Genomic DNA, 25,904 nt, shown 5'->3' on the forward strand with positions numbered 1-25,904 from the left:
ACGGCTCAGAGGAGGGCCCATGAGGGATTGGCGTATTGCCAACCGGAACATCCAATCCATCATACGACAACTGCGGCAGGGCGTGACGGGGAATGCGGAGTCAGTATGCGGGCGTTAGTGATGCGATGCATCATCGCGCTGGCCGCGTTTCGCGCGCGGCCAGCCACTGCCGATGCGTCAGGCGTCGATCATCCCGTTGACTACGGTTTCCGTAGCTGCCAGATAGGGCGCACGCATCAGGAGGTTCGACTCGCCGCCGGTGCTCTGAACGACAACGGGTTTCGCATGGCTAAATGTGCGGTATCCATATTCGCCGTGGTAATGGCCCATGCCCGAAGCTCCGACGCCCCCGAAAGGCAGCGAGTCGAAAAACACGTGGGTCATCGCATCGTTGACGACGAGCGCCCCTGAGGTGGTTCGGCTCGCAACCTCGTGCTGCTCCAGGGCGTCATTGGCGAAATGATAAAGCGCGAGCGGTCTGGGACGTGCATTGATATACGCGAGCGCTTCATCGAGCGTCTCGTAGGTCACCACGGGCAGAACAGGGCCGAAGATTTCCTCCTGCATCACGCGCATCGTATCGTTGGCATTCCGAATGATCGTCGGCGCCATCTTGCGTACGGCCGGATCGGAGAGATCCTCGCTAGCGGGTCCGAGCTTCACCACGTCGGCGCCTTTCTCACGCGCGTCCTCGACGAGCGCCAGTTGCCGCTCGAATCCGCGCACGTTGATCATCGCGGTGTAATCGGGGTTCTCGCGCATGGTCGGGTACATCTGCGAAACCGCCGCTTTGGCGTGCTGCACGAAGGCATCGGCGCGCTCCGCTGGAACCAGCACATAGTCCGGCGAGAGGCAGATCTGACCCGCGTTGAAGGTCTTTACCGTGAGAACGCGCTGCGCCGCAAGGGCGAGATCGGCGTCGTTACCCACGAGGACTGGCGACTTGCCGCCGAGCTCGAGCGTCACGGGCACCAGATTGTCCGATGCCGCTCGCATCACATGGTGCGCGACCTGCGTGCTGCCGGTGAACACGAGATGATCGAACGGCTGCGCGCTGAACGCCGCGCCCGTTTGCGCGCCGCCGAGCACGGTGGTGAGTTCGTCGCTATCGAAATAGCGGGCGATCAGTTCGGCCAGCAATTCCGATGTTTGCGGCGTCAGCTCCGACGGCTTGAGGATGGCCCGGTTGCCCGCCGCAAACGCGCCGCCAAGCGGCCCGAACGCTAGCACGACGGGAAAATTCCACGGGCTGATGATCCCCACGACGCCCAGCGGCTGATACTCCACGCGGGCCTTGACGCCAGGAAACGGCTCGGCTGTCGCCGGCTGCGCCATCCACGCTTCGAGATGTTCGCGATTGAAGCGCAGACCTTCGATCGAGGCGAGGATATCGGCGAGCAGCGTCTGCTGTTTGCCGCGGCAACTATAGTCGGCGTTGATCGCGTCGACCAGCGCGTCCTTGTTCGAACGCAGCAGATCGATCGCGCGATCGATACGGTCGCGGCGAACGGCCAGCGAGGGCGGCCCCTCCTTGAGTTGAGCCTGCTTCATGGCGTCGAGTTGCGCGCGGATCTGCGCGGCCGTTGCTTCGGCGGGTAGCCGGAATGGCTTTGACATCCTTAACCTCGTCAGAAAATTGAATCGCTCGTTGAACGCTTTGGACGCAAACGGTCCGCTTAAATCACGGCCTCGATCAGCATCGGGCCGCGGCGCGTCATCGCGCCAGCGAACGCGGCGTCGAAATCCGTCCGCGACTCGACGCGTACGGCTTCCACGCCCATGCCTCGTGCCAGTGCAACCCAGTCGAGCGACGGGTCCTGCAGATCGAACATGGAAGCGGCGTGTGCGCCGTCCGTGCGGGCGCCCACCCGCTTGAGTTCGTTCGCGAGGATCTTGTAGCCGCGGTTCGCGTAGATAACGGTCACGATGTCGAGCTTTTCCCGCGCTTGCGTCCAGAGCGACTGAAGCGTGTACATGGCGCTGCCGTCGCCCTGAAGGTTGACGACCTTGCGTTCGGGGCATGCCACGCTCGCGCCGATCGAAACGGGCATCAAGCAGCCGATGGCGCCGCCGGTGAGCGCCAGCAGATCGTGGGGAGCCGCGGTTTCGAGCAGACCGGAGTACGCCATCGCGAGCGACGACTCTTCGGTGATGATGGCGTTATCGGGCAGATGCTTCGCGACGCTGCGCATGATCGACTCGCCGTCGAGCGCACCGTCGGGCGAAAACTCGACTGCCGCACGGGCGTTGATTCGGGCGATGGCGTGCTGGGCGCCCAGCGCCTCGACAAGGGCTTCGAGCGCGCCCGTGCCGTCTTCGTGCGGATGCGACAGCACGGCGATGCGGCAACCCTCCGGCGTGAGCCAACTCGGCTTGTCCGGGTAGGCGAAGAAGCTCACCGGCGGCTGCGCGCCGACCAGCACGATCAACTCAGTGCCGGCGAGGAACTCGACGACCTGTTCGGCGAAATAGGGCAGGCGCTCGACCACCACACGCCCGGCACCGCGCGCCACGCGCGGCGCGAACGTGTCGCACAGCAGCCGGGCGCCCGTTTTCGCGGCGATCTTTCCGGCGGCGCGAAGGCCGGGCTCCTGCAAGGCCTGACCTCGCAGCAGGAAGGCGGTCCGCACGCCGCTTTGGGCGAGTGCCGCAATCCGCTCGATGGTGTCGTCGCTCACGAGCGCGGGCGCCCGCACGGGCAGTGGCGCCGCCACGCCGTCGGCTTGCGACCAGGCCGTATCGGCGGGCAGGATCAGCGTTGCGATCTGGCCGCCGTCGGCCATGGAGGCCTGCACGGCGCGCGCTGCGTCGGCACCCACCGTCAACGCACTGCTCGACGAATGAATCCAGCTCGAAACCGGGCGCGCAAAGCCCTTGATATCGGAAGTGAGCGGCGCTTCGTAGCGCGCATGCGTGGAAGCATGATCGCCGACGATGTTGACGACCGGGCTCGACGCGCGGCGAGCGTTGTGAAGATTGGCCAGTCCGTTGGCGAGGCCCGGCCCGAGATGCAGCAGCGTGGCGGCCGGCTTACCGGCCATGCGGCCGTAGCCGTCTGCGGCACCGGTGACAACACCCTCGAAAAGGCCGAGTATCGGTCGCATGCCTTCGACCGCATCGAGTGCCGCCACGAAATGCATCTCCGACGTGCCGGGGTTCCCGAAACACACGTCCACACCACTTGCGACCAGCGAACGCAACAGACTTTCAGCGCCATTCATTTGGGATCACCTCAGTAACAAACCTGTAAGAAGCTTCGCCCCTTCGGTTGCCTCGGGGCCCAGACGTCGTGCATCGACGTACGCACTGATCCTAACTACTTGGCTATCGTGCAAAAATACAGTCTGATCTGAAAATTTATTACGTCATGCGCAAGAATCTCGACTACGGATTGCTGCACGCGATGACCGCCTTTGTGCGCGTGGTGGATGCCGGGAGTTTCACGGCGGCCTCAGAGCACATGGAGCTGACGACCGCGCAGGTTTCGCGGCTCGTATCGGAGCTGGAGAATCGTTTGCAAACGAAGCTGCTGCAGCGAACGACGCGGCGCATGTCGGTCACGAGCGCGGGCGAGCGCTACGCCAACCAGTGCCGCACGATCCTCGACCTGGTGACGGAAGCCGAAGGGGAGGCGAGCGGTGCGCGCATGGAGCCGACCGGGAGGCTGCGGTTGCTGTGCATGGCGAGCTTCGGCGATCGCTACGTGGTGCCGCTCGTGACGAAATATTGTGCGCAGTACCCAACCGTGAGCGTGGAATATAGCGCTTCGCAGTACGTACCAAATCTGTTGGCCGAAGGTGTGGACGTGAGCGTGTATCTCACGCCCAGCCTGCCAGATTCGAGTCTGGTTGCGCAGCGGCTGGGTGAGGTCCACGGCGTGCTATGCGCGACGCCCGGCTACCTCAAGCGGCATGGCGCTCCGAGAACCGTAGGGGATCTCGCGGGGCATGCCTGCCTGCGTCTCGTGAATCCGTCGACCACGCCGCATTGGGAGCTAACCGACGGAAAGACGACCCATTCGATGCAGCCTGAGGGCCCTCTGGTCGCGGACAAGCCCGAAGCAATCGTGCAGGCGGCGTCTAGCGGCCTGGGCATTGCGCTGCTGCCGGGCTTTGCGGCGGTGGATCTCATACGCAGTGGGGAACTCGTGCACGTTCTGCCCCAGTGGCGCTCGCCTGATGTCGGCGTGTATGTGCTGATGCCCTCGAGGAAGTTTCTCGAAGCCAAGACTCGCGCGTGGGTCGAATTGTTGAAAGCGGAATTGCCGCCCGCGCTCGAGCGCGATGTGATTCAAGTCAGTGGGAAAGGGGTACCCAGACAGCGGCGTGCGCGCGCTGCGACCTCGTCGCGTTCACCTTGAATCTGGCCGCCGTTCGAATCGCCCCCGTTTTTTTCGTTAACATTTCTGCGCCATTGCCCATAGAATTGCATGATCCTGCTGTACCGGAGCACCACCATGGAACGAAAGAAAGCTGAACACATCCTGCTCGAAGCCGACGAGATCGCCGGTCTGGTTCTCAACGGCTTCGACATGACGATGGAAACCGACGCCGGGCGCGCGCTCTACGATCGCGCGTTTACCGCCTATATCCATAACGAAATCGGCGACTTGCCCGTTGGCGAACTGTACGACGCCTTGAACGGTTCGCCCGAAGCCTTTACTGCAACCATGCCACAGTAAGTCGGCGAGCTGCCCAAACATCACGAACGGGCCCTGCTGCGAAATCGCACGAAATCGCACGAAATCGCAGCAAGGCCTCATTTCATCTTTACGCGTTCACTTCACGTCGAACGAGTAATGTCCGTTCGTGCGATGCCCATCGGCCGCAACCGCGACCCAAACCACCGAATACTTCCCAGGCGTCAACGCATTCAGCGCGACCGACATGCGCTTGCTGTTGTTCGCATCGACCTTGGCTTTCTCGCGGATAACGGACTTGCCCTGCGCGTCTGTCACGTCGATGGAACTGAACGCGGGCTCGAGCCCGTCGTCGAAGTCGATCACGACTGCGGCGAGCGTGGCCGGCGCGGTCGATCCCGCGGGCGGTTCCTGATGCTTCGGATAAGCGTGCGCCCACGCGAGGTGGGCGGCCAGCAGCGCGACCGTGGCGACAGCCGTGCGCAATGTAGCGAGTTTCATGGTGGTATTCCTGTGTGAATGTGCGGGCTTACTGGAAAAGCGGCTTGCCGATCGTGCGCGGCGCGACATCGTCGAAGAAGATGTGCACCTGCGCCAGGATGCCGACGTGCGAGCCGCTCGCCCGGTTGATCGGTATCTGCGCTTCGATGCCGAGCTGGCCGTAGCGGTTCATCCAGATGAAGCCGGGGTTGATGGTCCCGGTCGTTTGTCCCTGGCTGCGCGAGAGGGGCACTTCGACGAGGGGGATGAGGTCGGAAAACGGCTGCGGCAAGCCGAGGTCGTGGACGTGCTGTTGCAGGTAGGGCAGGCTGTACTGGAACGTGAAGCCGTAGTCGAACGAATTCGGCTGGCCACCGCCTGTCGTGAACGACGGGCCCGCTTCGCCGGTGATGGCGATGGGCCGCAGCCACGCAAGCGAGTCGGGCAGGTCGCCCATGCCCTTGCCGGCGAAGATCGTGGGCGAGATCGTCGAGAAGTTGTCGGCGATCGCACGGCTGCCCGTGCCGCCGAGTTCGGCGTCCACGCCCACCGACGTCATGAATTCATGCGCGTCGTTCACGTAGAGCAGGTACTTCAGGCCCACGCCGAAGTTGTCGAAGCCGCGCGCGGTCGGGTTGTTCTGCATGACGTAGCCGCCGTCCACGGAGAAGGCGAGCCGCGGCGTGATGAGCTTGTCGTACTCGAAGCTGAAGGTGTTGATGCTTTGGTCGCCGGCGTCGCCCGGCACGCGCTGGTGCCCGAATTCGAGGTTGGCTTCGTCGCCTACGCCGGGGTCGTCGACGGAAAGCGTGGAGGGAAATACGCGGTCGCCCGCGATGGCGTGCGCATGGGCCGCGCACGGTCCGAGCAGCAACGCGCAGCCGATCACGCGGCTGATCTGATTGAACGTGCGAATGTGCGCAAGCACGCCCAGCGCCATGCGGCTGGCCGGCAATTGGTGAGACATGAGGTGTCCTGTCGAGGAGCTACGCACGCGCGCAAGGCACGGCGGCGCGCGTACAGGCCAGGCGACACGGTGGGCGTGTCGTCCCGGGTTGGCATGGTCGATCCGGTCAGGACAGGGGTGGGGCGCGTGCGTGGATGTGGCTCGCGGGCGCGACGAGGCGAACGCTTTCGAACCGCGCCTCGATGCGCGCTTGCACGAGCTCGCCGACGACAAACAGTGCTACGGGTACGCCGGACACGACGGGCAGGTGCGCGAAGAAGCTGCAATAGCCGCAGTCTTGCATGTCGCCCGGCGTTGTGTTCTTCGCGTGCGTGAGCGCTGCGCCACTCGCGCCGTGAACGTGGCGCTCCATCGACGGCATGCCGCAGGGCGCGCGTTCCACCGTGCCTGGCGCCATTTGCATGGCCTGGGCGGCAAGCAGGTGCGAAACCACAGGCGCGAGCGTTGCCATGAGGAGCGCAAGCGTCCCCAGTAGACTGCCCAGCCTGAGATGGAATCGGTGCACGGCGAAGCGCGTAACGTGACGGAAATATGGCGTGAATTATGCCACGCGAGCCGCAACTCCCGGCGCGCCGCCTGCTGTCAAAGCGTCACGGCCTCGCACATGGCGTGCGAGGCTGTGATAAAGCCTGTATGAAGCGATCAGGCGCGCATGCCGACCGTGTGGCGCAATTCCTGGTAGCTGCGCAAACCCGCGACGCCAAGCTCGCGGCCAATGCCGCTCAGGCCGAAGCCGCCCCAGCACACTTGCGGAAAGATCAGTTGCGGGGTATTGACCCAGACGAGCCCGGCGCGAAGCTGCACCTTGTATCGTCGCGCGGCCTTTTCGTCATTCGTCACGACCGTGGCGACAAGTCCGTAACGCGTATCGTTGGCGAGGGCAATCGCTTCGTCATCCGAACGGAATGATTTCACGCACGCCACGGGGCCGAAGATCTCGTCGGTCCACAGCATGTTGTCCGCCGCAGGTTCCGCAATGACGACTGGCGCCATGAAGAAGCCGTCGGCGCACGCGGGATCGAGCTGGCCCGTGAACGCGATCTGTGCGCCCGCTTCGACGCCTGCCTCCACGAGCGCTGCCACGCGCGCGTGTTGCGCGGCGCTGATGAGCGGTCCCATTGCCGCGTCGGCACCCTCGGCACCCTGCGGCGGCACGACGACAACGGCTCGCACCGCCGTCTCGAATGCGGCCATGAACTTGCGATACACATTGTCGTGCACGAGTATGCGCGCCGTTGCCGAGCACATCTGCCCTGCGTTGGCAAACGCGCCGCCCACCGCGAGCGAGACGGCTTGCACCACATCGGCGTCTTCGCGCACGATCAGCGCGGACTTGCCGCCCAGTTCGAGCGTGAGGCGTTTCATGTCGTGCGCGGCGGCCTGCATGACCTTGCGGCCCGACGCCGTGCTGCCGGTGAACGAAATCTTGTCGACGAGCGGATGCGTCGTCAGCCATGCGCCGACTTCGCCACCGCCGTTGACCACGTTCACGACCCCGTCGGGCACGCCCGCTTCGCTCACGATCGCGGCGAGCATGTGCTCGGTAGGCGACGTGAGTTCCGAAGGCTTGATGACGACGGTGCAGCCCGCGGCCAGCGCTGGCGCGAGTTTCCACGCGGTCGTGACCATCGGAAAATTCCACGGCACGATCAGCGCCGCGACGCCAACCGGTTCGTGCATGCGCTCAGCCAATAGCGCATCGTCCGGTAGCGCGACCGGTTCGGCAGCGAACACCGACGCGTCTTCGCACAGGCCCGCGTAGTAGCTGAAGGTCGCGATGGCGTCGCTCACGTCGAGGTCCGCTTCGAACGGCGGCTTGCCGCTCACCTGCATCTGCATGGCGGACAGGCGTGCGCGGTCGGCTTCCAGCAGCTCGGCGATCTTGCGCAGCAGCTTGCCGCGCGCGGCGGGCGTCGTGTGGCGCCAGGCGATGAGCGCATCGTGCGCGGCGTGCACCGCGCGATCGACCATCTCGGCCGTGGCGTGCTCCTGCCAGCCGATTGTTTCGCCCGTGGCCGCGTTGCAGATGCGCGAGCACACTTCGCTCTCTGCCGCGCAGAAGGTTGCGCCCGCAATCATTGCGGCGGGCAGCACAAAAGCCTCGCCGTCGATCTGTTGTTCGGTATTCCTACCCATGATGTTTCTCCTCGCGCCCTAGCGGTAAGCCACACCGGGCATGATGCAAAGCATTTCGAAGGCGAGATTCGCGCCCACGAGCGCGGTCGTGCCGGCCTGGTCGTACGGCGGCGAGACTTCGACGAGATCGGCGCCCACCACGTTGAGCCCCTTCATGCCGCGCACGATCTCGAGGCCCTGCTGGATGGTGAGCCCGCCCACCTCGGGCGTGCCGGTGCCGGGCGCGAAGGCGGGATCGAGTCCGTCGATATCGAAGCTCAGGTACACGGGCGTGTTGCCAACGCGTGCGCGCACTTCTTCCATGAGCGGCGCAAGCGAGCGGTTCCAGCAGGCCTCGGCCTGCACGACGGTAAAGCCCTGCTTGCGGCACCAGTCGAAATCTTCTGCGTGATAGCCCGTGCCGCGCAGGCCGATTTGCGTGACCTTGTCGCATTGCAGGAGGCCGTCTTCAACGGCGCGGCGAAACGGTGTGCCGTGCGCGATCTTTTCGCCGAACATGGTGTCGTTCACGTCGGCGTGAGCGTCGATATGAACGACGGCAACCTTGCCGTATTTCTTGTGCAGCGCGCGCAGGATCGGCCATGCGATCGTGTGGTCGCCGCCGAGCGTGATCGGGCGGCAGCCGGTCTCGACGATGCGGTCGTACGCGGCTTCGATCAGACGAATCGAATCTTTCAGGTCGTACGGGTTCGTTGCGACGTCACCGATATCGGCCACTTGCAGCGAATCGAACGGCGCCGCGCGCGTGGCCATGTTGTACGGCCGCAGCAGCACCGATTCGGAGCGGATCTGGCGCGGCCCGAAGCGCGTGCCGGAGCGGTTCGAGGTGCCGATATCGAGCGGCACACCCACGAAGCAGACGTCGAGGCCCTCTGTGGTCTCGGCCTGCGGCAGGCGCATCATGGTGGCGATGCCGCCGAACCGCGGCATCTCGTTGCCGCCTTGCGGCTGGTTGAACTGGCGCTCCATCTGGTGTGTCTCCGATCGTTAGAGTCAAATCGATCGGGCGATGGTAGGGGAGATCCCGCGCGGCCAAATATTGAAGTTGAGATGTTTACATCGACGGAAGTCGATGTATGCAAGCCCTTAATCAGTTAAACGCGGCAGCTAAACCGCGGCGTGGCCCCAGGCGATCAGCTCGCGCTTGGTACGCACGCCCAGTTTCGCGAAGGCGCGCTTCACATACGACTCGGCGGTGGCGGCCTGGACGCCCAGGATCTGCGCGGCTTCGGGCACGGTCTTGCCCGTGATGAGGTGCGCACAGGTTTCGTATTCGCGTTTGGACAGACGCACGCTGTCTGCCGCAATACGCGCGTCGAACTGCGCGAGCGGATGCATGAACGGCGCCGCATGGGCAATGAGCCGGGCGGCGCTCGTGGAGGCGTGCAGTTCGAGCAGCGGAAACAGAAACTCGCTTACGTTGCGAAAACGGTTCATTTCCACGAGCGTAAACGGCGGTTCGCGCAACCCGCGTTCGAGGGCGATGGAGTCCTGCGCGTGGCGCGTGCCGCGTGCGAGGACGCACTCGTGGGCAATGCGCGCCTCGTCGAAGAGACGCTGGCGGAACTCGCCCGGCGGTATCGCGCCGATGTCGCGCAAGACCAGCATCGTGCCGAGCTTGCCGCGAATGCCGGCGAAAAGCGGATCGCTTTCGTAGAAGCGGTCGTAATAGAGCGTCATCACGTCCGAAATCGCACCCGAATCCATTCCGACCCCGCCACTGCCGATCCATTCGCAGCGATAGCCCGTTGGCATCGTGCTGTCCGCGCGCGAACGCTCGATATGCACGACGTTGACGGGCACGACCTCGTTCACCAGCAGCGTGAGGCGCGGCACGAAATCGGGCGTGCCGACGGCCTCGATCACGTTGCCGAGGGTCTTGAACGAGAGCGGAAAGTTCGGTTGATCGCGGTTGAGCGGGGGTACGTTGAGCAGCATGGCGCGCCCCTTCGTGATGGCTGATTGATTATAGCTGAAGGGTCCAGGCCGCCAAAAATGCCCGAATCGGGCAGCAAAACACCGCTTGCCCCCCCTGAGGGGGGGCATACCGCGGCCGCGCCAGTCGGTAACTTTGGCGTCACTCAATCAATCAACTGGAAGCCAGGCAAATGAGCAAACTGATTCAGGACATCGTGCCGCTGGGCGCCGGCATCGGCGAATTCACCAAGCTGGAATACGGCATGGATGAAAGCGACTGGCGCGCAACCGTCGGCAAGAATAACAACTACGTGATCGGCTGGTGGGAAGGCAAAATCGGCGCGGTGGACTTTCCGGCCACGACCGCCGACGAGGCGGTGTGGCTCGTGGAAGGCAAGATCGCCCTGACCGACGCGAACGGTGGCCGCAAGGAATTCGCGGCGGGCCAGGGTTACCTCCTGCCCGCAGGCTTTGCGGGCCGTTGGGAAACCCTCGAGGACGCGAAGAAGTTCTACGTCGTGCTCGAACAGGCCTAAGGACCCAGGCGAGCCGCCTCCCACGCGAGGCGGCTTTGTTTACCCCGATCCATGCAGTGAAGCCAATGATGAGTACCCCTGCAGAAATTGAAGTCGAATCGCGCTCGCCCTTCACGCTCAGTGTGCAAGAGGCGCTTTCGCGCACGCGGTTCTTTCCGTACTGGCTCGATAACCCCGCCGAACCGCCGACCGAACCCAGGCTCACCGCCGACGTGGAGGCCGATCTGCTGATCGTCGGCGGCGGATTCACGGGGCTGTGGGCCGCGGTGCAGGCCAGGGAGCAGATGCCGCATCTGAACGTCGTGCTGATCGAGGCGGGCAAGGTCGCGCACGGTGCTTCGGGCCGTGCGGGCGGCATCATCTCGACTTCGGTGATGCATGGCTTGCCCAACGCCGTACGGGTATTCCCCAACGACATTGCGCAGCTCGAAGCATTCGGCCATCACAATCTCGACGGCTTCGAGGAAACGCTCAAGCGCTACGGCATCGACGCCGACATCGAATGGAATGGCGAGATGACCGTCGCGGTCGATCCCGAGCATATCGAGCATTTGCAAGGCGATTACGAGCTTCACACACGCTACGGGCACGATGTCGTTCTGCTCGATGGCGAAGCGACGCGCGAACAGCTGGACTCGCCGTTGTTCGCGGGCGCACTGTGGTCGCGCAATCGCAGCGGGATCGTGCATCCGGCCAAGCTTGCGTGGGGTCTGAAGCGCGCGGCGCTTTCGCTCGGCGTGAAGCTTTACGAGCACACACCGCTCATCGATGTCATCGACGAAGGCCAGACCGTGTATGTGAGGACGCCCGAGGGCAGCGTGCGCGCGCCGCGCGTGGTGTTCGGCAGCGGCACGGCGAAGGTTGGCATTCCTGATATCAATCGGCGCGTGCTGCAGGTGCGCGATCATGTGCTCGCCACCGAACCGCTCACCGACGAGCAACTCGCGCGTATCGGCTGGAAGAATCGCCAGGGCATTTACGACACGCGCACGCAACTCAATTATTTCCGCCTCACGAAGAACAACAACATCATCTTCGGCGGTCTTGTGAGCTATCACTTCGACGGCGACCCGAACCCGCCGCAGGACGAGAAGGCCGAGACCTACTATCGGCTCGCTCAGGCGTTCTACCGCACCTTCCCGCAGCTTGCCGACGTGCGTTTCTCGCATGCGTGGGGCGGCCCGATCGACTACTGCTCGCGCGGCTCCGTGTTCGCGAAGCGCTATCTGAACGACAAGGCCGTTTTCGTGGCGGGTTACACGGGCTTTGGCGTAGCGGCGAGCCGCTTCGGCGCCTTCATGGGCCTGAACATCCTGTTCGATCGCAACAGCCCCGAGCGTGCGCTCGATATCGCCAACCAGAGTCCCACTTATATCCCGCCAGAGCCGGTGCGCTGGCTCGCCGCCAAGGTCACGTTCCATGCATTCGACGGCGCCGACGCCGAAGGCGGCTGGAAGCGCGCGTGGATCAAGGGTATCAAGGCGATGGGCTTCCCGATGTGAGTGTATAGCGCCATGTTCTCCAATACCTCCGATCTCGACCTGCGGCTCATCCGCGTCTTCCTCGCCGTGGTGGATGCGCGCGGCATCACCGCGGCCGAAGCGACGCTAGGCGTGCGGCAATCCACCATCAGCACGCAGCTCTCGGCGCTCGAGGCCCGCGTGGGCTTCAAGCTCTGCGAGCGCGGGCGCGGCGGCTTTCGCCTCACCTCGAAGGGCGAACGCTTCGTGCCCTCGGCGCGCGCGCTCGTTGCGGCCACAACCGATTTCGTTGCGCGCGTACGCGATATCGACCGCAAGCTCGTCGGCACGCTTGGCATTGGTCTCATCGGGCAGGCTTCGCATGTCGAGAATGCGCGGCTCGCGGAAGCGATCGGCGCATTTCGCAAACGAGACCAGGCCGTGCGCTTCACGATGAAGGTCGTGGCGCCCCAGGAACTCGAAGAAAGTCTCGTCAACAACCAGCTCGACATTGCGATCGGTTATTTCTGGCATCGCGTGGCGGGTCTCGATTACACCGAACTGTTCAGCGAGCGCCAGGTGCTGTGCTGCGGGCGAGGGCATGCGCTTTTCCATAGTGCGCCGCACGTCAACGTGGACGATCTGCGCGAGCACGACTGGGTCTGGCGCAGCTATCCGATACCGGAGGAGCTTGCAGGTATCGGCGACCGCCAGGTCACGGCGATCGCCGACAGCATCGACGCGGCCACGGTCCTGATCCTCTCGGGCAGCCATATCGGCTATCTGCCCGCGCATCACGCCGAGCCGTTCGAGCAGCGCGGGCTCATCCGGGCGCTTGGGCGCGCGACGTTCGGCTTCGACGTGCCGATGCATCTGGCCGTCAAGCGCAGTGCCGCGGAAAAGCCCATCGTGCGCGCGTTCTGCGACGATCTGCTGGGCGTCTATGGGCAGCAAGCCGCCGTGCCCGAATCGCTGGTCGAATGAAAGAAGCGGCGCGCGCCATACATTGGCTGCGCATGATGTGAACGTATGGAATGCAGAATAATTAGCCCGCTGCGATCGATTAAAGTGGGCGAGAGACGTTGATAGTGCGTTGACCGGTTGCTTGCATGAACAACCGGATCAGCGCGGCAAGGAGTGAGACAATGAGCGACAACAGCATTACCCAGATCGAAACATTCGGTTTCGAACGCATTCCCGATGCATCGCGCTACGCGCGGCCCATCGATCTTTTCAGGCTGCTGTTCGGCGGCTGCAATACCTTCTCCACATCGGTACTGGGCAGTTTTCCGGTGCTGGTGGGCCTTTCGTTCAAGGCAGGCGTGTGGTCCATCTTGCTTGGCGTGCTGGCCGGCACCTGCATTCTCGCGCCCATGAGCCTGTTTGGTCCGCGCAACGGCACGAGCGATCCGGTTTCGTCGGGTGCGCACTTCGGCATACATGGGCGGATCGTGGGCTCGTTCCTCGCGCTGCTTACGTCGATCGCGTTCTTCGCGCTCGCCGTATGGAGTTCTGGCGATGCACTCGTCGGCGGCGCGCACGACATGGTCGGCGTGCCGGTCAACACCTGGACGCTCGGCACGGCCTACATGGTGTTCGCCGTGCTCGTGGTGGTGGTGTGCATCTACGGCTTTCGCTTCATGCTGTGGGTGAACAAGATTGCCGTGTGGGCCGCGAGTCTCATGTTCGTGGTGGGCGCCTTCGCGTTCGCGGGCGCGTTCGATCCGGGCTACGCCGGCACGTTGCACGAGGGCGGCGCGGGCTTCTGGGTGGCGTTCGTGAGCGCCGTGCTCGTTGCGTTGAGCAATCCGGTGTCGTTCGCCTCGACACTCGGCGACTGGGCGCGCTACATTCCGCAGCACACGCCGCGCCGCCGCGTGATGGGCGCTGTATTCGCCGCGCAGATCGCCACGTTCGTGCCGTTCTTCTTCGGCCTCGTCACCGCCACGCTCATCGCGACGAAGGCGCCGAGCTATATCGCGTCGAACGATTATGTGGGTGGGCTGCTGGCCGTATCGCCGCGCTGGTTCCTGCTGCCTACGTGCCTCATTGCGATTATCGGCGGCATGTCGACGGGCACGACCGCGCTGTACGGTACCGGCCTCGACATGTCGAGCATGTTCCCGAGGCTCCTGAACCGCGTGCGCGCGACCATGCTGATCGGCACGCTGGCTATCGGCTTCATCTTCGTCGGCCGCTTCGCGTTCAATCTCGTGGAAAGCGTCTCGACGTTCTCCACGCTGATCTGCACGTTCAGCTGCCCGTGGATGGCGATCATGGTGATCGGCTTCATCACGCGCCGCGGTCACTATCTTGCCGACGATCTCCAGGTCTTCAATCGTGGCGGCCGCGGCGGGCACTACTGGTTCACGCACGGCTGGAATCTGCGCGCGATGGGCGCCTGGTTGCCGGCGGCGTTCCTGGGTCTTGCGTTCGTGAATCTGCCGGGGCAATTCGTCGGTCCGCTTGGATCGCTGGCGGGTGGCCTCGATCTGAGCGTACCGGTATCGCTGGCGGTGGGCGGCATGATCTATGTCGTACTGCTCACGATCTTCCCCGAGCCGGATGCCGTGTATGGCCGGGAAGGGCGCCGCTTCGTGCGCGGCGGCGCGCGCGGGCAAGCCGTTACGCCGGTGCATGCGCCACGCATGCGCGAAGAGCAGACTGCTAACGCGGTGCGTGAACTGCAACGCAGCCCCGAGTATGCAGAATAAGTCTATAAGCACGGGTCGCAACGCCGGTGGCCGTTGCGCTCAGACGGGGTAAGATCACGGCTTTTGCGCACCGCGCAAGGAGGCGATCTTGCTTCGTTCACTCGCAAGGGTCTGTGCCGGCGCTCTGCTCGTAGCCGTCACCCTGAACCGTCCCGCCATTGGCGCAGAAGCCGCCACCGGCAGCGACGCACAAATACGCGAAGCTGCGCTCGCGTTCATGCGCGAGAACGGTATTCCCGGTCTCGCGATTGGGGTCGCCGTGAACGGCACGGAGCGCTTCTACAACTTCGGCGTCGCTTCGAAGGAAACGGGCGAGCCCGTCACAAACGAAACGCTCTTCGAACTCGGGTCGATGAGCAAGACCTTCGCCGCCACCCTCGCCGGTTGGGCACAAGTGAACGGCAAGCTCGCGCTCGATGCGCCAGTGAGCCGCTATCTGCCCGACATGCGCGGCACGCCGTTCGGCGCGCTTACGCTCATCAATCTCGGCACGCACACGGGCGGCGGCTTCCCGCTGCAGGTGCCCGACGAAGTCACGAACGACGCACAGTTGATGGCGTGGCTCAAGGCATGGCGCCCGCGCTATCCGGCGGGCACGCAGCGCACCTATGCGAACCCGAGCATCGGCATGTTCGCGCGCATCACGGCGCAGCAGCTTGGCATGAGCTACGCGGATGCCGTGGAGAAAACGCTCTTTCCGAAGCTAGGGCTCGCGCACACGTTCGTTCGCGTGCCCGCCGCTCAGCGTGCGGCCTATGCGCAGGGCTACAACAAGAAGGATATGCCGGTGCGCCTGAACCCCGGCGTGCTCGGCGACGAAGCCTACGGCGTGAAATCGGATACGCGCGACATGCTGCGCTTTCTCGAAGCGAACATGGGCGAGGTCGAAGTGGAGCCGGAATTGCAGCGCGCGCTGGAGGCCACGCATGTGGGATATTTCCGCGCGGGCCCGTTCATTCAGAACCTGGTATGGGAGCAGTACGCGCAGCCGGTGAGCCTGAATGATCTCGTGCAAGGCAACGCGAACCACATGGTGCTGGAGGACAACCCGGCCACGGCGTTGGTCCCGCCGCTACCGCCGCAGCCGGATGCGTTGCTCGGCAAGACGGGCGCGACCAACGGTTTTGGCGGCTATCTCGCGTTCGAGCCCGCGCGCAAGACGGCAATCGTCATTCTCGCCAACCGCAATCACCCCACCGAATCGCGCGTGCGGTTCGCGTATCGCGTGCTGGAACTGGTGCAGGGCGCGCCTGCGCAGTGATCGCAGTGATCGGTGGTGAGCGTGCGGCCTCAGGCCGAATCGCTCGTCGCCTGGGCGACTCTGCTGGCGGGCGTATTCGTATTGACCGCCGGCCCATCGTGGGGAGGTAGCCCGCTCACCGCCGCTGTGAGCCCGCGACCGCCCGGGTTGTTGCGCAGCGTGAACGTCAGGCCTTGACGCTGTGCGATGCGCGCCACGATCGAAAGGCCAAGGCCGCTGCCCGTGCCCTGGGCATGATCGCCGCGAAAGAAGCGGTCGAGCACGCGTTCGAGATCGCCTTCGGGAATTCCGGGCCCGTTATCGATGACTTCGAAGCCGAGCGTGTCCTGCGAGCGCGTGAGCACGAGATCGATCTTGCCGCCGGCTGGCGTGTAGCGGATCGCGTTGTCGAGCAGGTTGTTCAGCAGGGTGTTCAGGCCGTGCGCGTCGGCGCTTACGTTACAGATGCACTCGGCCGTAACCGGCGGCCGTGACTCCAGGCCGAGGTCGATGCCTTTTTCCTCCGCGAGCAGCGAGAAGTCGCCGATGGCCTGTTCGCCCAGCCGCCGCAGGCTCACGGTCGTGGCGGGCGCGCTCGCCTGCGCATCTTCGCGCGCGAGCGTGAGCAGTTGCTGCACGAGGCGTATCGTCCGGTTCAGGCGTGTCTGCATGCGCTCGAGCGTGCGCGGCTCGCCGTTCAGCGTGCCGTCGTGCAGCGCCGCCTGCCATTGCAGCTTGAGCGCGGCGAGCGGCGAGCGCAGTTCGTGCGCAGCGTCGGCGATGAAGGTGCGCTGTGCTTGCGAGGCCGTATTCAAACGGTCCAGCAGATCGTTGAGCGCGACGACGAGCGGCCGCAGTTCGACCGGCACCGAACCATCGAGGCGCAACGGCTGCAGCGCATGCGCCGAGCGCGACGCGAGCAGCGCCGATAGCGCACGCACCGGCGCGAGCCCGCGCGTCACCACGAACAGCACGAGCACGATGGCCACCGGCACGAGCAGTGCGAGCGGCCACAACGTATGCAGCGCGAGGTGCAGCGCCAGCCCATCGCGCACGGAAATGGGTTGCGCGACCTGAACGAAGCGCTCGGGCTGCGCGATGCCGTACACGCGCCAATGCACCTCGTCGTCCTCGATCGTGCGAAAGCCGGCGGCCTGGCGCGGTAATACAGGCGTTTCCTGCGAGCGGTAAATCAGCTTGCCGTCGCGGTCCCAGATCTGGATGAGAATGCGGTCGTCGGCGATTTCGTCGAAGCCGGGACCGGACTGTTCGACCTCGCGCGCCGTCGCGACGTTCGCGGGCATGGAAAGCGCCACGGCATGCAGTTCGTAGTCGAACAGCTCGCCCGCTTCGTCGCGCGCAGTGTGAAAAATGCCGAAGCCCGCCACCACGGAAGCGGCCGCGAAACCGCAGATGAGCCAGCCCAGCAGGCGGCGGCGGATGGAGTTCATTCCGGTCTCTTGAGCCGGTAGCCCACGCCGCGCACGGTCACGATCTGGTCGGTGCCGATCTTGCGGCGCAAGCTGTGCACGTGCACCTCGATCGCGTTGCTGCCGACTTCCTCGCCCCAGCCGTACATGCGCTCTTCGAGCTCGGCCTTCGTGAATACGCGCGCGGGCTGTTCGATGAGCACGCGCAGCAGCGCGAATTCGCGTGGCACCAGCGCGACGCTCTCGCCGTCTTTCGTGACCTCGTGCGCGGCGGGGTCGAGCGAGAGGCCACTGTGCGTGTAGACCGGCTGCTTCTGGCCCGTGCGGCGGCGTAGCATGGCGCGCGTGCGGGCGGCCAGCTCGTCGAGATCGAAGGGCTTGATCAGGTAGTCGTCGGCGCCGGCGTCGAGCCCGGCGATGCGGTCCGTGACCGAATCGCGCGCGGTCAGGATCAGCACGGCCGCCTCTCCGCCCTTGCGGCGATAGCCATTGAGCACCTCGATACCGTCCTTCTTCGGCAACCCGAGATCGAGCAGCACGAGGTCGTACACGTCGTTGTCGAGCGAAAGCTCGGCTTCCCGCCCGTCGCGCGCCCAGTCGACGGCATGACCCTCGCGGCGCATCGAGTCGAGCACCGTTTCGGCAATCATTTCGTCGTCTTCCACCAGCAACAGGCGCATCGCTCGCTCCCCTAATTTCAGCCTTACATTGTCGCTCATCCCGGCTTAACCGGTGCTTAAGCGGCACGCTGAGGGGAGGGCCTGGCAATCAGTCGAGGAGCTTCAGCACATCGTCGTAGAGCGCGCGCGGCACCTTTACGCCATCGCGTTCGCTACGCCCGCGCGCCTCGAACCGCCGCTGCGACGGCAAGCGCGCGCCCTGCGCGGTAATGGCGGCGAACAACCGCTCTGCACGTGCCTGACCGGCTTCATAGCCGTCGCCGCCGAAACGCCGCGGATCGATCGCGATGACGAGCTCGCCGTGGCAAGGGCTCGCGCCCGCGCCGGCGTCGAAGGCCTGCGACTCCATGCTCGTGAGGTCGCCGATCAGCGCGCCCGCAAGCAGCTCGATCATGGCCGCGAGCGCCGAACCCTTGTGGCCGCCGAACGTCTGCATCGCGCCGTCCAGCGCGGCGCGAGCGTCGGTGGTGGGCTGGCCGTCGCTATCGAGCGCCCAATGCGGGGGAATGGGCTTGCCCTCGCGCGCGTGCAGTTCGATGTCGCCGCGCGCAATGGCGCTCGTTGCGAAGTCGAACACGAACGGCAGGCCGCCTTCGCGCGGCCACGCGAACGCCAGCGGATTCGTGCCGAACACACCGCGCGTGCCGCCCGCTGGCGCGACCCAGCTATGGCTCGGGTTCATCGCGATGCCCACGAGCCCTTGCGCCGCGATGGCTTCGACCTCGGGCCACAGCGCCGAGAAATGAAAGCAATGGTTGATGGCCATCGCAGCGATGCCCTGGCTGCGCGCTTTCTGCGCGAGCACGGGCAGACCGGTTTCGAATGCGAGCAGCGAAAAGCCATAGTGCGCGTCCACGGCCAGCACGCCGGGCGCGATATCGCACAGCGTGGGCTCGGCGCGCGCATCGACCTTGCCGCTCTTGAGCGAACGCGCGCAGACGAGCAGGCGATAAATGCCATGCGAGTGGCATTCGTCGCGCTGGCCTTGCGTGATGACGCGCGCGATCGCATCGGCATGCGCCTCGGACATGCCGTGCCGTAACAGCACGTTGCGCGAGAGTGTGAAGACTTCGTCGAGCGTGAGGACGACCTGTTCGGGTGCGTCGTTCGTGACGGTGCTGGACATGGCATCCCGTGTAAAAAGACAAACCGGGCCAACGTGGCCCGGTTTCGGTGATTCGGAAGACGCTTTGGAGAGGCGCGCTTAAGTCAGTCTTATAGACCGACGTCCGGCAGGGCGGGGCGCGTAGCGAGCGCCTTCTCGACCACGGCCTTCACGTGCGCGAGCGCCTCGCCTTCGAGCGGCAGACGCGGCGCTCGTGTGACCGCGCTGCCGCGGCCCACGAGCTCTTCGCACAGCTTGATGCACTGCACGAGGTCGGGGCGTGCGTCGAGGTGCAGCAGCGGCATGAACCAGCGATAAAGCGCGAGCGCTTCGTCAAAGCGCTTTTGCTTCGCGAGACGGAACAGCGTTTCGCCTTCCTTCGGGAACACATTCGACATGCCCGAGACCCAGCCTTCGGCGCCAACGGCCACGCTTTCGACCACTACGTCGTCGAGGCCCGCGAACAGCACGAAGCGGTCGCCCACGGCATTGCGCAGATCGATGAAGCGGCGCGTATCGCCCGACGAATCCTTGAAGCAGACGATATTTTCGCAATCCTGAAGAGCGATCAGGATGTCGGGCGTGACGTCGTTCTTGTAGATCGGCGGATTGTTGTAGACCATCACCGGCAGGTCGGTGCCGGAAGCCACGGCGCGAAAATGCGCGGCCGTCTCATGGGGCTTCGAGGAATACACGAGCGCCGGCATGACCATCACGCCGTCCACGCCCACGCGTGCCGCTTCCTTTACGGTTTGACGCGCGAATTCGGTGGTGAATTCGGCAATGCCCGCGATCACCGGCACCTTGCCGCCGGCGGCGTCGCGCGCGGCCTCGATCACGGCGATCTTTTCATTCGTCGCAAGCGAGGTGTTCTCGCCGACGGTGCCACACACCACGAGGCCCGACACGCCGTCCTTGACGAGATTGCTCACCACCCGGTGCGTGGCGTCGATATCGACCGAGAAGTCCGCCTTGAACTGCGTGCTGACGGCGGGAAACACCCCGCTCCACTGGATAGCGCTCACTGTGACTCACTCCTTGAATGCGTAGCGGCTCATGCCGGTACGTGTTGAATGTGAGTGAAGTATCGCTGTCCAAATCGTTTGGCGCTTGGGGCCTTTCGCGCTTCCAGAAGACGAAATCTGCATAGTCCGCCGCTTTCTTCAGCGGCCCAGGGGGAACCCTGGGAACGCTTGCGCGAGGCTCAAGCGCCGGACGTCTGCGCGCTTGCGGGCGTTTGCAGCAGCGCGCGGTACTGGCTTGGCGTGACGCCCACCGTGGCCTTGAATTGCCGCGTGAACGCGCTGTGATCGTTATAGCCGCATTGCGTGGCGATGTCGGTGATGCTCAGGTCGCTCGCAAGCAGCACCGAGGCCGCGTCCAGACGCGTTTTCAGCAGCATCTGGCGTGGTGTCAGGTGGAAGATCTTGTGGAAGTAACGCTCGATCTGCGCCACCGACATGTTGATGAGCTTAGCCAGGTGCGCGAGCTTGAGCGGTTGCGCATAGTTGTCCTGGATGTACTTCGCGGCGACCGCGAGCCGCTGGTAAGCGGGATGCGTGCCTTCGGCGGCCTGCAGGTCGCGCGAGATGCCCGCTACGCCCAGCACGCGGCCGTGCGCGTCGTGCAGCGGGACTTTCGACGTGAGGCACCAGCCCGGTTGGCGGCCCGGATACAGGTGCAGTTCGAGCTGGTCGATGAGACTGCTGCCCTGGCGCACCACGGCCTCGTCCTGTGCGGTATAGCTGTGGCCGAAGCGGGAAGGGAAAACCTGCTCGGCCGTCTTGCCGAGCAGCGCGCGCTTCTCTTTGAAGCCGCAGCGCGCGGCAAGCGTGGTGTTCGCGATCACGTAGCGCGCCTCGTGATCCTTCACGAAGAACACCACGTCGGGCATGGCGTCGAACAGCGGTTCGAGCATGGTGAAATGCGCGACCATCTGCGCAAACGTGGCGTTTTGGAGGGCGGCGGGCAGGACCAGTTCGGGCATCGCGTGGCGCTTGGGGCGGGATCGGCGGGAAAGCACCATTGTGCCGATTTGCGCGCGCTCGCGCATCTGCAATAAAAAACGTGTGCGGCGCTATGGCGTCGTTTCCGCGTGCAGCAAGGTGTCGATGCGCGCGGGCGAGAACGGCGCGCGCTGGCCGTTTTGCGGCCAGCCGAAGCAGAACGCCGCCGCCTCGCCGCAAATCTTGCCCTGGCAGGGTCCCATGCCGCAGCGTGTCTGCAGCTTGGCGTCGCGCCACGACGTGTGGCGCGCAACGTCGCGATACACGACGTCCTCGCAACGGCAAAACACGGTGTCGGGCTGCGGGAGTGCGCGCAACGCGGGAGCGAGTTCGAACGCGGCGTGCAGGCGCACGGCGAAACGGCGGTAGCGTTCGCGCTCGGCGAACATCTGCTGGGCGTTCGCGTTGTCCCCGAGCGCGGCATAGGCCGCGATGCGGCCTTCCACCGCCGCGAGTTCCATGCCGCCCACGCCGGTGCATTCGCCAGCCGCGTAAAAGGCTTCTGCGGAAGTCTGTTGCCATTCGTTCACAGCGATGGCGGGAGCGTCTGCGTGGGTGTCAAGCTTGCAACCGAGCGCCGCGCCGACGCCCGTATTGGGCACGAGGCCATAGGCGCACGCGAGCCGGTCGCAATCGACCAGCATGTCGTCGTTGCCGCGTCGCACGCGCACCTGCGTCACGCGCGTTGTGCCGATTGCCTCGGTAACGTAGGCATCGCACCGGTAAGGCGTGGCGCGCAGATCGAAGCGCATGCGCAGCGCCTGCGCGAGTTTCGCGGGCGTATGGATGAGGCCCGCCGCGAAGCGGCGCACCGCTTGCGGTGGCGCCTGCTCGACGATGGCGGCGACGGTGGCGCCATGCTGACGCGCGGTCACGGCAGCGGCCCAGAGCAGCGGCCCGCTACCCGCGATGACGATACGCTCCCCGCTCACCGGCATGCCGGCCTTGATGAGCGCCTGCAAGCCACCCGCGCCCGTGACACCCGGCAACGTCCAGCCGGGATAGGGCAGGAAGCGTTCGCGCGCGCCTGAGGCGATGATGAGCTTGTCGTAAGCGAGCGTGAGCGCCCGGTCGGGGCTTTCCGCGAGCAGTTGCCGGCCCGGCAGCGCTTGCACGATGCGGGTCGCGCTTAGCAGTGTGACGTTCGCGCGTGTAGCGAGAGCATCGAGCACGGCGCGCGCGGGGCCCGTGGCGCGATGGCCGGGACCCTGGCGCCAGATCTGGCCACCAGGCAGCGCATTGTCATCGACGATGCCTACGTTTGCGCCCGCTTGCGCGGCGATGCGCGCGGCGTTCAATCCGGCCGGTCCGGCGCCAATGATCAGGATATCGAACTTCATGGCGCTGCATTCCCGGTGACGACATGCATGTCCGCGGCGCAAACCGTCTGGCATGCAAGCCGGTGCGGCACGCCGTCGATGGTGACGCGGCATTCCTGGCAGATACCCATGCCGCACAACGGCCCGCGCAGCGCGCCGCTCACCGAACGCCGCGTGACGGGCGCTGCGTTTTCCGCCTTTGCGGCAATGGCGATGGCGGCTGCAACCGAACTGCCCGGCGCGACGCCCACTTTGCGCCCGTCGATCGTCAACATCGTATTGGTCTCAGACATGCACGGCCCCCTGGGCGGCGAAGCGCGCGGGGAGATACGGCGTCGCGTCGATAGCGGCGGCGCGTCCAAGCATTTGCGCGGCAATCAGCTTCGCGGTGCCGAGCGCCGTGGTAACGCCCAGGCCCTCGTGTCCGGTGGCGAGCCACGTGGACGGATGGCTGTCGTCATCGGCGAACGAGGCAGCGGGGCCGATCAGCGGCATGCCGTCGCTCGACGCCGGGCGAAAGCCCGTCCATGCGCGAATCGCGTTCAGCGAGGGTAATTGCGGCAGGTATTCGGCGGCGCGGCGCAGCATGCGCGCGAGTATCGCCGGCTCGATGGCAGGGTCCGTGCTGTCGAATTGGCGTGACGAGCCGATCAGCAATTGCCCGGTCGGCCGCGGTTGCACGTTGAATGCGACCGAGGTGCCGCTCGCGTTGTGCGCGCTCTTGATATAGCCGAGTTCGAGAACCTGATGGCGAATCGTGCCGGGATAGCGGTCGGTAATGAGCAGGTGTCCCTTCTTGGCCTGTAGCGGTAGGCGCGGCAGCAAATCGAGCGCCTGCAGGCCGTTCGCGACCAGAACCGCGCCCGCGCCAATGACCTCGCCATTGGCGAGATGCACGCCCGCGCGGTCGATACGCGCGACTTGCGTTCGAGTGCGGCAGGTGACGCGACCGCTAACCGGTTGTTCCAGCAACCATGCCGCAACGGCAGGCGCGTAGACTACGGCGTCGTTGTCGACGATCATGCCGCCTACCAGGCCATCGCGCAGACCCGGTTCCGCTTCGCGCAACTGGCGCGCGTCGAGCATCGAACACGCCACGCCCTGGTGTTGCAGCGCCTGCTGGCGCGCTTGCGCGAGCGCCAGTTCCTCGTCGTCGGCGGCGACCCAGAGGGTGCCGCAGCGCAAGAACGCATGGCGTTCGTCGAGCCGCGGCGCGAGCGCGTGCCACAGTGCCAGCGACCACGCACTCAGCGCGAACTCGGCAGGCGTGTCGTCCATCACGACGAGGTGACCCATGCCAGCGGCTGTCACGCCGCCGCCCACGCCCGCGCGCTCGATGACGAGTACGTTCAGACCCTGCGCCGCGAGTTCGTGCGCGCACGCTGCGCCCACGATGCCCGCGCCAATCACGACAACATCGTGTTGACCGCTCGAACCTGGCATCACGCGGGAATGCCCCACGCGAAGGGATCGTCGTCGGCGAAAATCAGTTTGGACTCCGCGCTAATATGCGCGCTGCCGCGTATGCTCGGGCGCACATGACCCGCGGGGAGTTCGGGCGCGGTTTCATAGCTCGCCTCGAATACGCTGCCGATGATGCTTTCCTGCCGCCACTGCGCGCCGGGCGCGAGCTTTCCGTCCGCGGCGAGGCACGCGACCTTCGCGCTCGTGCCGGTGCCGCACGGTGAACGGTCGTAGGCCTTGCCGGGACACAGCACGAAATTGCGGCTGTCGATACCCGCGACGTCCGAATGTGCGAAGAGTTCGATATGGTCGATCAACGCGCCATCCGCGCCGGTAATGCCGTTCGCCTCGAGCGCCTGGCGCATCGCCCATGTGGCTTCGGTGAGCGCTTCGACGTTGCCTGCTTCGAGCGTGAGATTGTGATCGGCGACGAGGAAGAACCAGTTGCCGCCCCAGGCGATGTCGCCATGCACGCGGCCGTAGCCTGGCACGTCGAGCGGCACGGCCTCGCGGTAGCGATACGCGGGCACGTTGCGCACGGTGACGCTGCCGTCGGCGTGCAGTTCGGCTTCGACGTTGCCCACGGGCGTTTCGATGCGATGCACGCCGGGCGCGATGCGCCCGAGATGCGCGAGCGACGCGATGAGGCCGATGGTGCCGTGCCCGCACATGCCGAGAAAGCCGACGTTGTTGAAGAAGATCACACCGGCGGAGCAGGACGGATCATGCGGCTCGCAAAGCAGCGCGCCGACCATCACGTCCGAGCCGCGCGGCTCGTTGACGACGCCCGCGCGCACGCGGTCGAAGTCGCGACGGAAAACGCCGAGGCGCTCGGCGAGCGGGCCGTGGCCCAACTCGGGGCCGCCTGCGATCACGAGGCGCGTGGGCTCGCCGCCCGTGTGGGAGTCGATAACGGTCAGGGTTTTCATGCCGACAATCGTAGGTCGCCCCATTTGGGCCGTCTTGCTCGAACGGCCCTTGCTCGGTGACGATTTCGGCATAGTGCGCCGCGCGTGAATGCGCGGTGCTCAGGGTGTTCCCTGGCGCGTGCTTTCTTTAGTCTTTCACAAACGCCAATTGCTCCAGCTGGCGCACCACCTCGGCGCGCAGGCGCGGCGGCATGTTCTGGTAGCCGAGCAGGTCGGAGATCCACAGGCCGTCCGCCGCTAGCCGGCAGATCATGAGGCGGGCGGCGGCTTCGAGCGGCAGCGGGTCGGGGCGCGTCCACTTGCGCATGGGCGCGGCGTAGCGCTCGCGAATCGCGGGGTCGGTCATCATCGCGGCCACCAGCACGCGCAGCACGTTGGTGCTGGCGGCGGGGCTCGTTTCGTCGATCGTCGTGTGCAGGTAGGCGCGCGCTGCTGCGCCGTGTCTGGGCGCGCCTTCTGCCACGCCTTCTTCGACGCGCGTATGCATCTGCTGCTCGAATCGCGCGAGTGTCTGCTCGAAGAGCGCATCGAGCAAGCCCTGCTTGTTGGCGAAGTGATATTGCAGCGCGCCCTTGGTCACGCCCGCGCGTTCGGCCACGGCGTCGAGCGTGACGGCCGGCACACCTTGATCGGTGGCGATATCGGAAGCCGCCTGCAGCAATTGCGCGCGCACCTGGACCGGGGCTTTCTTGCGGCGCGTGCCGGCGGCCGGCACCGTGTCCTTGCGTGGGGAAGGTGGCGAGGTCGCGGGGGCAGAGGGAGCCGAGGGGGCCGCTGCGTCAGCCGCCTTCGCGCCGCGCCTTGTCGCGCGCGCGGGCGCCTTGACGGAGGAGTCTTTCATGGCGGCGATCATACCATTGCGGGCTTCGCGGCTAAACATTC

25 protein-coding genes are annotated in these 25,904 nt (G+C 65.3%); 7 read left to right on the top strand and 18 right to left on the bottom strand.

The genetic code is table 11. The features are described from left to right. Positions 1–177: 177 nt before the first annotated feature. Positions 178–1,617 carry a coniferyl aldehyde dehydrogenase gene (locus JMY28_RS12685; RefSeq protein ID WP_201696269.1) on the bottom strand — a complete coding sequence of 480 codons (1,440 nt, stop codon included), beginning with the start codon at positions 1,615–1,617 and terminating at the stop codon, positions 178–180. A 59-nt stretch (positions 1,618–1,676) separates the two neighbouring features. Then, positions 1,677–3,221, bottom strand: a complete 1,545-nt coding sequence (locus JMY28_RS12690) for an acetolactate synthase large subunit (RefSeq protein ID WP_201696270.1) — start codon at positions 3,219–3,221, stop codon at positions 1,677–1,679. Positions 3,222–3,367: 146 nt separating this feature from the next. Between JMY28_RS12690 and JMY28_RS12695 the strand changes: the two genes are divergently transcribed. Then, entirely contained in the window at positions 3,368–4,360 is a 993-nt protein-coding gene (locus JMY28_RS12695) for a LysR family transcriptional regulator (protein ID WP_201696271.1), read from the top strand. Positions 4,361–4,456: 96 nt separating this feature from the next. Further along, complete coding sequence (locus tag JMY28_RS12700) at positions 4,457–4,681, top strand: hypothetical protein (RefSeq protein ID WP_201696272.1); 225 nt, start codon at positions 4,457–4,459, stop codon at positions 4,679–4,681. A gap of 96 nt (positions 4,682–4,777) precedes the next feature. Here the strand turns inward: JMY28_RS12700 and JMY28_RS12705 are convergent, their stop codons facing one another. The 6 genes from JMY28_RS12705 to JMY28_RS12730 all read right to left on the bottom strand — a co-directional run bounded on the left by JMY28_RS12705 (position 4,778) and on the right by JMY28_RS12730 (position 10,160). Then, positions 4,778–5,140, bottom strand: a complete 363-nt coding sequence (locus tag JMY28_RS12705; RefSeq protein ID WP_201696273.1) for a copper resistance protein CopC — start codon at positions 5,138–5,140, stop codon at positions 4,778–4,780. Between the two features lie 28 nt (positions 5,141–5,168). Beyond that, the gene (locus JMY28_RS12710; protein WP_201696368.1) at positions 5,169–6,059 is read right to left on the bottom strand and encodes a hypothetical protein; all 891 of its coding nucleotides are present in this window, start codon (positions 6,057–6,059) and stop codon (positions 5,169–5,171) included. 133 nt (positions 6,060–6,192) lie between these two features. Further along, complete coding sequence (locus tag JMY28_RS12715; RefSeq protein WP_268960633.1) at positions 6,193–6,591, bottom strand: DUF2946 domain-containing protein; 399 nt, start codon at positions 6,589–6,591, stop codon at positions 6,193–6,195. Positions 6,592–6,728: 137 nt separating this feature from the next. Next, on the bottom strand, positions 6,729–8,222 hold the full coding sequence (locus tag JMY28_RS12720; RefSeq protein ID WP_201696275.1) for an aldehyde dehydrogenase family protein: 1,494 nt from the start codon (positions 8,220–8,222) through the stop codon (positions 6,729–6,731). A gap of 18 nt (positions 8,223–8,240) precedes the next feature. Beyond that, the gene (speB, locus tag JMY28_RS12725; RefSeq protein WP_201696276.1) at positions 8,241–9,191 is read right to left on the bottom strand and encodes an agmatinase; all 951 of its coding nucleotides are present in this window, start codon (positions 9,189–9,191) and stop codon (positions 8,241–8,243) included. Positions 9,192–9,329: 138 nt separating this feature from the next. Then, positions 9,330–10,160, bottom strand: a complete 831-nt coding sequence (locus tag JMY28_RS12730) for a helix-turn-helix transcriptional regulator (protein ID WP_201696277.1) — start codon at positions 10,158–10,160, stop codon at positions 9,330–9,332. A 170-nt stretch (positions 10,161–10,330) separates the two neighbouring features. On the opposite strand from JMY28_RS12730, the gene JMY28_RS12735 reads away from it, so the two are divergent. The 5 genes from JMY28_RS12735 to ampC all read left to right on the top strand — a co-directional run bounded on the left by JMY28_RS12735 (position 10,331) and on the right by ampC (position 16,110). Beyond that, a complete protein-coding gene (locus tag JMY28_RS12735; protein ID WP_201696278.1) occupies positions 10,331–10,675 on the top strand; it encodes a cupin domain-containing protein in 345 nt (114 codons plus the stop codon). Between the two features lie 65 nt (positions 10,676–10,740). Beyond that, positions 10,741–12,177, top strand: a complete 1,437-nt coding sequence (locus JMY28_RS12740; RefSeq protein WP_201696279.1) for an NAD(P)/FAD-dependent oxidoreductase — start codon at positions 10,741–10,743, stop codon at positions 12,175–12,177. A 12-nt stretch (positions 12,178–12,189) separates the two neighbouring features. Continuing rightward, positions 12,190–13,119, top strand: a complete 930-nt coding sequence (locus JMY28_RS12745) for a LysR family transcriptional regulator (protein ID WP_201696280.1) — start codon at positions 12,190–12,192, stop codon at positions 13,117–13,119. A 161-nt stretch (positions 13,120–13,280) separates the two neighbouring features. After that, on the top strand, positions 13,281–14,849 hold the full coding sequence (locus tag JMY28_RS12750) for a purine-cytosine permease family protein (protein ID WP_201696281.1): 1,569 nt from the start codon (positions 13,281–13,283) through the stop codon (positions 14,847–14,849). Positions 14,850–14,937: 88 nt separating this feature from the next. After that, the gene (ampC, locus tag JMY28_RS12755) at positions 14,938–16,110 is read left to right on the top strand and encodes a class C beta-lactamase (protein ID WP_236596826.1); all 1,173 of its coding nucleotides are present in this window, start codon (positions 14,938–14,940) and stop codon (positions 16,108–16,110) included. Positions 16,111–16,139: 29 nt separating this feature from the next. On the opposite strand, the gene JMY28_RS12760 is transcribed toward ampC, so the two are convergent. The 10 genes from JMY28_RS12760 to JMY28_RS12805 all read right to left on the bottom strand — a co-directional run bounded on the left by JMY28_RS12760 (position 16,140) and on the right by JMY28_RS12805 (position 25,863). Then, complete coding sequence (locus JMY28_RS12760) at positions 16,140–17,540, bottom strand: ATP-binding protein (protein ID WP_201696282.1); 1,401 nt, start codon at positions 17,538–17,540, stop codon at positions 16,140–16,142. Further along, complete coding sequence (locus JMY28_RS12765) at positions 17,537–18,199, bottom strand: response regulator (protein ID WP_201696283.1); 663 nt, start codon at positions 18,197–18,199, stop codon at positions 17,537–17,539. The genes JMY28_RS12760 and JMY28_RS12765 overlap by 4 nt, the downstream gene beginning before the upstream one ends. A gap of 88 nt (positions 18,200–18,287) precedes the next feature. After that, positions 18,288–19,325, bottom strand: a complete 1,038-nt coding sequence (locus JMY28_RS12770; protein ID WP_201696284.1) for an Ldh family oxidoreductase — start codon at positions 19,323–19,325, stop codon at positions 18,288–18,290. Between the two features lie 89 nt (positions 19,326–19,414). Further along, positions 19,415–20,329 (bottom strand): dihydrodipicolinate synthase family protein, encoded by a 915-nt coding sequence (locus JMY28_RS12775; protein ID WP_201696285.1) that lies wholly within the window; start codon positions 20,327–20,329, stop codon positions 19,415–19,417. 179 nt (positions 20,330–20,508) lie between these two features. After that, positions 20,509–21,291, bottom strand: a complete 783-nt coding sequence (locus JMY28_RS12780) for an AraC family transcriptional regulator (RefSeq protein ID WP_236596827.1) — start codon at positions 21,289–21,291, stop codon at positions 20,509–20,511. A 90-nt stretch (positions 21,292–21,381) separates the two neighbouring features. Then, positions 21,382–22,650 carry an FAD-dependent oxidoreductase gene (locus tag JMY28_RS12785; protein ID WP_201696286.1) on the bottom strand — a complete coding sequence of 423 codons (1,269 nt, stop codon included), beginning with the start codon at positions 22,648–22,650 and terminating at the stop codon, positions 21,382–21,384. Beyond that, positions 22,647–22,922 carry a 2Fe-2S iron-sulfur cluster-binding protein gene (locus tag JMY28_RS12790; protein WP_201696287.1) on the bottom strand — a complete coding sequence of 92 codons (276 nt, stop codon included), beginning with the start codon at positions 22,920–22,922 and terminating at the stop codon, positions 22,647–22,649. The genes JMY28_RS12785 and JMY28_RS12790 overlap by 4 nt, the downstream gene beginning before the upstream one ends. Then, positions 22,915–24,072 carry an NAD(P)/FAD-dependent oxidoreductase gene (locus tag JMY28_RS12795; RefSeq protein WP_201696371.1) on the bottom strand — a complete coding sequence of 386 codons (1,158 nt, stop codon included), beginning with the start codon at positions 24,070–24,072 and terminating at the stop codon, positions 22,915–22,917. Before JMY28_RS12795 ends, JMY28_RS12790 begins: the two co-directional genes overlap by 8 nt. Next, entirely contained in the window at positions 24,072–25,031 is a 960-nt protein-coding gene (locus JMY28_RS12800) for a 4-hydroxyproline epimerase (RefSeq protein ID WP_328809397.1), read from the bottom strand. The genes JMY28_RS12795 and JMY28_RS12800 overlap by 1 nt, the downstream gene beginning before the upstream one ends. Before the next feature lie 118 nt (positions 25,032–25,149). Beyond that, the gene (locus JMY28_RS12805; RefSeq protein ID WP_201696288.1) at positions 25,150–25,863 is read right to left on the bottom strand and encodes a TetR/AcrR family transcriptional regulator; all 714 of its coding nucleotides are present in this window, start codon (positions 25,861–25,863) and stop codon (positions 25,150–25,152) included. Between the last annotated feature and the right edge of the window lie 41 nt (positions 25,864–25,904).

This window comes from Paraburkholderia hiiakae, assembly GCF_904848665.1.
Classification (GTDB): domain Bacteria; phylum Pseudomonadota; class Gammaproteobacteria; order Burkholderiales; family Burkholderiaceae; genus Paraburkholderia; species Paraburkholderia hiiakae.